This is a genomic window from Microbacterium sp. HMWF026 (genome assembly GCF_003061325.1).
GTDB lineage: Bacteria > Actinomycetota > Actinomycetes > Actinomycetales > Microbacteriaceae > Microbacterium > Microbacterium testaceum_E.
In genome coordinates this window covers 1,604-6,248 of the sequence record NZ_QAJB01000222.1, presented here as the reverse complement: position 1 = coordinate 6,248, position 4,645 = coordinate 1,604, and the positions used below count along the sequence as shown (strand labels likewise).

3 protein-coding genes and 1 pseudogene are annotated in these 4,645 nt (G+C 72.9%); 3 read left to right on the top strand and 1 reads right to left on the bottom strand.

The features are described from left to right. Positions 1-783, bottom strand: a 783-nt coding sequence (locus tag DBR36_RS09145; protein WP_146185298.1) for an ATP-binding protein, incomplete at its 3' end; no start/stop codon positions are given. 236 nt (positions 784-1,019) lie between these two features. Between DBR36_RS09145 and lysA the strand changes: the two genes are divergently transcribed. The 3 genes and pseudogenes from lysA to thrC form a co-directional block, all read left to right on the top strand. Beyond that, positions 1,020-2,471 carry a diaminopimelate decarboxylase gene (gene lysA, locus DBR36_RS09140; protein ID WP_181373537.1) on the top strand — a complete coding sequence of 484 codons (1,452 nt, stop codon included), beginning with the start codon at positions 1,020-1,022 and terminating at the stop codon, positions 2,469-2,471. After that, positions 2,468-3,796 (top strand): homoserine dehydrogenase, encoded by a 1,329-nt coding sequence (locus DBR36_RS09135; protein WP_108318722.1) that lies wholly within the window; start codon positions 2,468-2,470, stop codon positions 3,794-3,796. The genes lysA and DBR36_RS09135 overlap by 4 nt, the downstream gene beginning before the upstream one ends. Before the next feature lies 1 nt (position 3,797). Next, a pseudogene (gene thrC, locus DBR36_RS09130) lies at positions 3,798-4,645 on the top strand (threonine synthase); the annotation flags it as partial.

Here is a 4,645-nt window from a genome sequence, read left to right as displayed (position 1 = left end):
GGGGAGGGGCGCGGGCCCGTCGTCCCCGTCGGCGCTCGAGAGCAGACCGCCGATGAGCCCCTCGAGGTCGCGGGCCTCGGCGTACTCGGCTCGCCACAGGCCCCGCGTGTCCGCGAGCAGACGCGAGACGGTGGTGAGGGGGTGCGGCATCGCGGCGAGGGCGCTCGAGTGGGGGGCGAGGGCGATGAGCGCCCCGGCGGGTTCGACCGGGACGAGCCGCGCGCCGCGGTGGCGTTCGTCGCGATCGAGCAGGACGACCCGTCGCAGGTGCAGCGGGGCGTCCGGGAGCCGGCGCAGACCGAGGCTCGCGGGGGAGTGCTGCAGTTTGACCGCGTGACCCGGCGTGATCACCGACAGCGGTTTGCGGTAGGCGTGGACGCGGCCGTCGTCGTCGATGCCGACCGTCTCGTCCGAGACGTAGCCCCAGGTGCGCGCCAGGCGACGCGTGGCGGTCGTCTTGCCGGCGCCGGACGGTCCGACCAGGGCGACCACGCCGCCGTCGGGGGCCGCGACGCCGCCGGCGTGCAGCATCCACGACGAGCCGCGTCTCGCCCCGATCGCCGCTTGCGTCACCGCGCTCGAGAGCTGCGACAGCATCCGCTCAGGCGGGTCGGACCGCGAGGGTCGCACCTCGGCATCCGCAATGCCGTCGTCGGCGGCGCGGGCGTCCGCCCAGGCGCTGCGGACGGCTTCGCGGTCGGCGTCGGCGAGCGCGGTCAGGTCGATCCGCACCCTCACCCCGACCGCGTCGACCACGAGCGAGGGCGGAGTCGTCGGGATCATGCGGTCACGCTAGGCGCCGTCCGCGGCGACGCGGGCGCCGACGGCGGCCTCGCGGCGACCTGTCGCCTCACGCTTCACCCGCTCCGGCACATCTGCTCACCCACCGCCGGGTGCGGGAAAAGGACGGCATACGCCGTGCCCTAGACTGCAAGGACTGCCCGCCGCGTGACACTCCGCGGGGGTGGGAGCCGTGATCCGCGGCCGTCGCGTCGCCGCAAAAACCGATTGGTCCCCCTGTGTCCGCCTCGCACTCCGCACTCGTGCCCGAGTGGCTCACCGCCCCGGCCGAGGCGAACGAGCTCGTCGCCTCCGTCTGGCCCTCGTCCGCGCACCGCGCGGCCGACGGTTCGGTGCGCCTCGGGGGCGTCTCCGTCTTCGACCTGCGCGAGCGCTTCGGCACCCCGCTGTACGTCCTCGACGAGGACGAGGTGCGCGCCCACGCGCAGCGCGCCCGCCGCGCCTTCGAGGCCGCGGCCGACCGGCACGGCATCCGGGCCCGCGTCTACTACGCGGGCAAAGCGTTCCTGTCGACCGAGGTCGTGCGCTGGGTCATCGACGAGGGCCTCGCCGTCGACGTGTGCACGCGCGGCGAGCTCGAGGTCGCCCTGGCAGCCGGCGCAGATCCCGCGCGCCTGGGCTTCCACGGCAACAACAAGAGCGTGTCCGAGCTCGAGCGCGCCGTCGAGGTCGGCATCGGCTCGGTGGTCCTCGACAGCCCGATCGAGATCGAGCGCCTCGCCGCGATCGCCGATCGCCGGGGTGCGGTCCAGCCCGTCCTCGTGCGCGTGCGCACCGGCGTGCACGCCGAGACGCACGCGTTCCTCGCCACCGCGCACGAGGATCAGAAGTTCGGGTTCTCGCTCGACGGCGCGTCCGCCGCCGTGGCCCGCATCCGCGAGTTGCCGAGCCTGCGCTTCGTGGGCCTGCACGCGCACATCGGCTCGCAGATCTTCGACTCCTCCGGCTTCCGCGAGTCGGCCGCCCGTCTGGTCGACCTGCACGCCGACCTGCTCGCCGGCGGCGACATCCCGCTGCTGAACGTCGGAGGTGGCTTCGGCATCTCGTACACCTCGGTCGACGATCCGCGCCCGATCGAAGAGATCGCCGACGGCATCGTCGACGCGATCGCCGACGAGTGCGCGGTGCGCGGCATCCCCGTGCCCGACGTCGCCACCGAACCGGGTCGCGTCATCGTCGGTCAGGCCGGCGTCACGCTCTACGAGGTCGGCACCGTCAAGACCGTCACCGCGGCCGAGGGCGTCGAGCGCACCTACGTCAGCGTCGACGGGGGAATGAGCGACAACGCCCGCCCCGCGCTGTACGGCGCCGATTTCTCGGCGCGGCTCGTCTCGCGCACGAGCGGCGCGACCCCGGCCCTGTCGCGCGTGGTGGGCCATCACTGCGAGTCGGGCGACATCGTCGTGGATGCCGAATACCTCCCCGCCGACGTCACCCCCGGCGACCTGCTGGCCGTGCCCGCGACCGGCGCATACTGCTTCTCGCTCGCGAGCAACTACAACTACACGCCCCGCCCTCCCGTCGTCGCGGTGCGCGACGGCGAGGCCCGCGTGATCGTCCGCGGAGAGACGATCGACGATCTGCTCGCGCGCGACGCCGGGGTCGCGGCATCCACCGGCCCGTCCTTTTCCCGCGGCACGGCCGCATCACCTCACGGAGACACCGAATGACCGACTATCGCACGCTGCGCGTGGCGCTCCTCGGCGCCGGCGCCGTCGGCTCGCAGGTCGCCGACCTGCTGCTCAAGCACGGCGACGAGCTCGCCGACCGCGCGGGAGCGACGCTCGAACTCGCCGGCATCGCCGTCCGCGACGTCGACGCCAAGCGCGACGCCGACCTTCCGCGCGAGCTGTTCACCACGGATGCCGAGACCCTCATCGTCGGCTCCGACATCGTCATCGAGCTGATGGGCGGCATCGAGCCGGCCCGTACGCAGGTGCTGCACGCGATCGCCTCGGGCGCCGATGTCGTCACCGCCAACAAGGCCCTGCTGGCCACGCACGGCTCCGAGGTCTTCGAGGCCGCCGACCAGGTCGGCGCCGAGGTGTACTACGAGGCCGCTGCCGCCGGGGCGATCCCCATCATCCGCCCGCTGCGCGACTCGCTCGCGGGCGACCGCGTCGTGCGCATCATGGGCATCGTCAACGGCACGACCAACTACATCCTCGACCGCATGGACACCGAGGGCGCCGACTTCGCCGACGTGCTCGCCCAGGCGCAGGCGCTCGGCTACGCCGAGGCCGACCCCACGGCCGACGTCGAGGGCTACGACGCCGCGCAGAAGGCGGCGATCCTGGCGAGCCTGGCGTTCCACACGACCGTCCCCCTCGATGCGGTGCACCGCGAGGGCATCACCTCGGTCGACGCCGCGATGATCGAGTCCGCGCGTCACGCCGGCTACGTCATCAAGCTCCTGGCCGTGTGCGAGCGTCTCGCCGCCACCGAAGAGGGGGCGACCGAGGCGATCTCGGTGCGCGTGTATCCGGCCCTGGTCGAGCGCACGCACCCGCTGGCGAGCGTCCACGGGGCCAACAACGCCGTCTTCGTCCAGGCCGAGGCCGCCGGCGACCTGATGTTCTACGGCGCCGGTGCCGGCGGTGTGCAGACCGCCTCGGCCGTCCTCGGCGACGTCGTGTCGGCCGCGCGCCGCCACATCGCCGGGGGAGTGGGCGTCGGTGAGTCCACCCGCGCCAACCTGCCCGCCGTCCCGATCGGGCACGTCATCACGCGCTACCAGATCACCCTCGAGGTCGACGATCAGCCGGGCGTGCTGGCGACGGTCGCGGGCATCCTGAGCGAGGGCCGCGTCTCGATCGCGACCGTCGAGCAGACCGTCATCGAGGCGGACGAGAACTCCCGGTCGGGCGGCTCCGCGCGACTGGTCATCGGAACACACAAGGCCCGCGAGCAGGACCTGAGCGAGACCGTCGAGCGTCTCGCCGCGAGCGGCGTCGTCGAGCGCGTGGTCTCGGTACTGCGTGTGGAAGGGAACTGACATGGCACACCTCTGGCGCGGAGTCCTCCGCGAATACGCCGACCGTCTGGGTGTCACCGACGCCTCCACCGTCGTCACGCTCGGAGAGGGCGGCACGCCGCTCATCCCCGCCCCGGCGCTGTCGCACCGCACCGGTGCCGACGTCTACGTCAAGTTCGAGGGCATGAACCCCACGGGCTCGTTCAAGGACCGCGGCATGACGGTCGCGCTGTCGCGTGCGGTCGAGCACGGCGCGAAGGCCGTGATCTGCGCCTCGACCGGCAACACCTCGGCGTCCGCCGCGGCGTACGCGGCCCACGCGGGCATCACCGCGGCCGTGCTCGTCCCCGAGGGCAAGATCGCGATGGGCAAGCTCAGCCAGGCGGTCGCTCACAACGGCCGGCTCATCCAGATCCGCGGCAACTTCGACGACTGCCTCGAGATCGCGCGCGAGCTCGCCGACCACTACCCGGTCCACCTCGTCAACTCGGTCAACCCCGACCGCATCGAGGGGCAGAAGACCGCCGCGTACGAGGTCGTCGCCCAGCTCGGCGACGCCCCGGACTTCCACTTCATCCCCGTCGGCAACGCCGGCAACTACACCGCCTACTCGCGCGGCTACCGCGAAGAGGCGGCGCGCGGCGCCGCGACCCGCGTCCCGCGCATGTTCGGACTGCAGGCCGCCGGATCCGCTCCGCTCGTGCGCGGCGAGGTCGTGCGCCAGCCCGAGACGATCGCCAGCGCGATCCGCATCGGCAACCCCGCCTCGTGGGACCTCGCCCTCGAGGCGCGCGACGCCACCCAGGGATGGTTCGGCGCGATCGACGACGAGGGCATCCTCGCGGCGCAGAAGATCCTGGCCGGAGAGGT

Excerpts from the sequence above, each read along its gene's own strand:
- DBR36_RS09135 (WP_108318722.1), top strand. The coding sequence starts at position 2,468 with ATGACCGACTATCGCACGCTGCGCGTGGCGCTCCTCGGCGCCGGCGCC.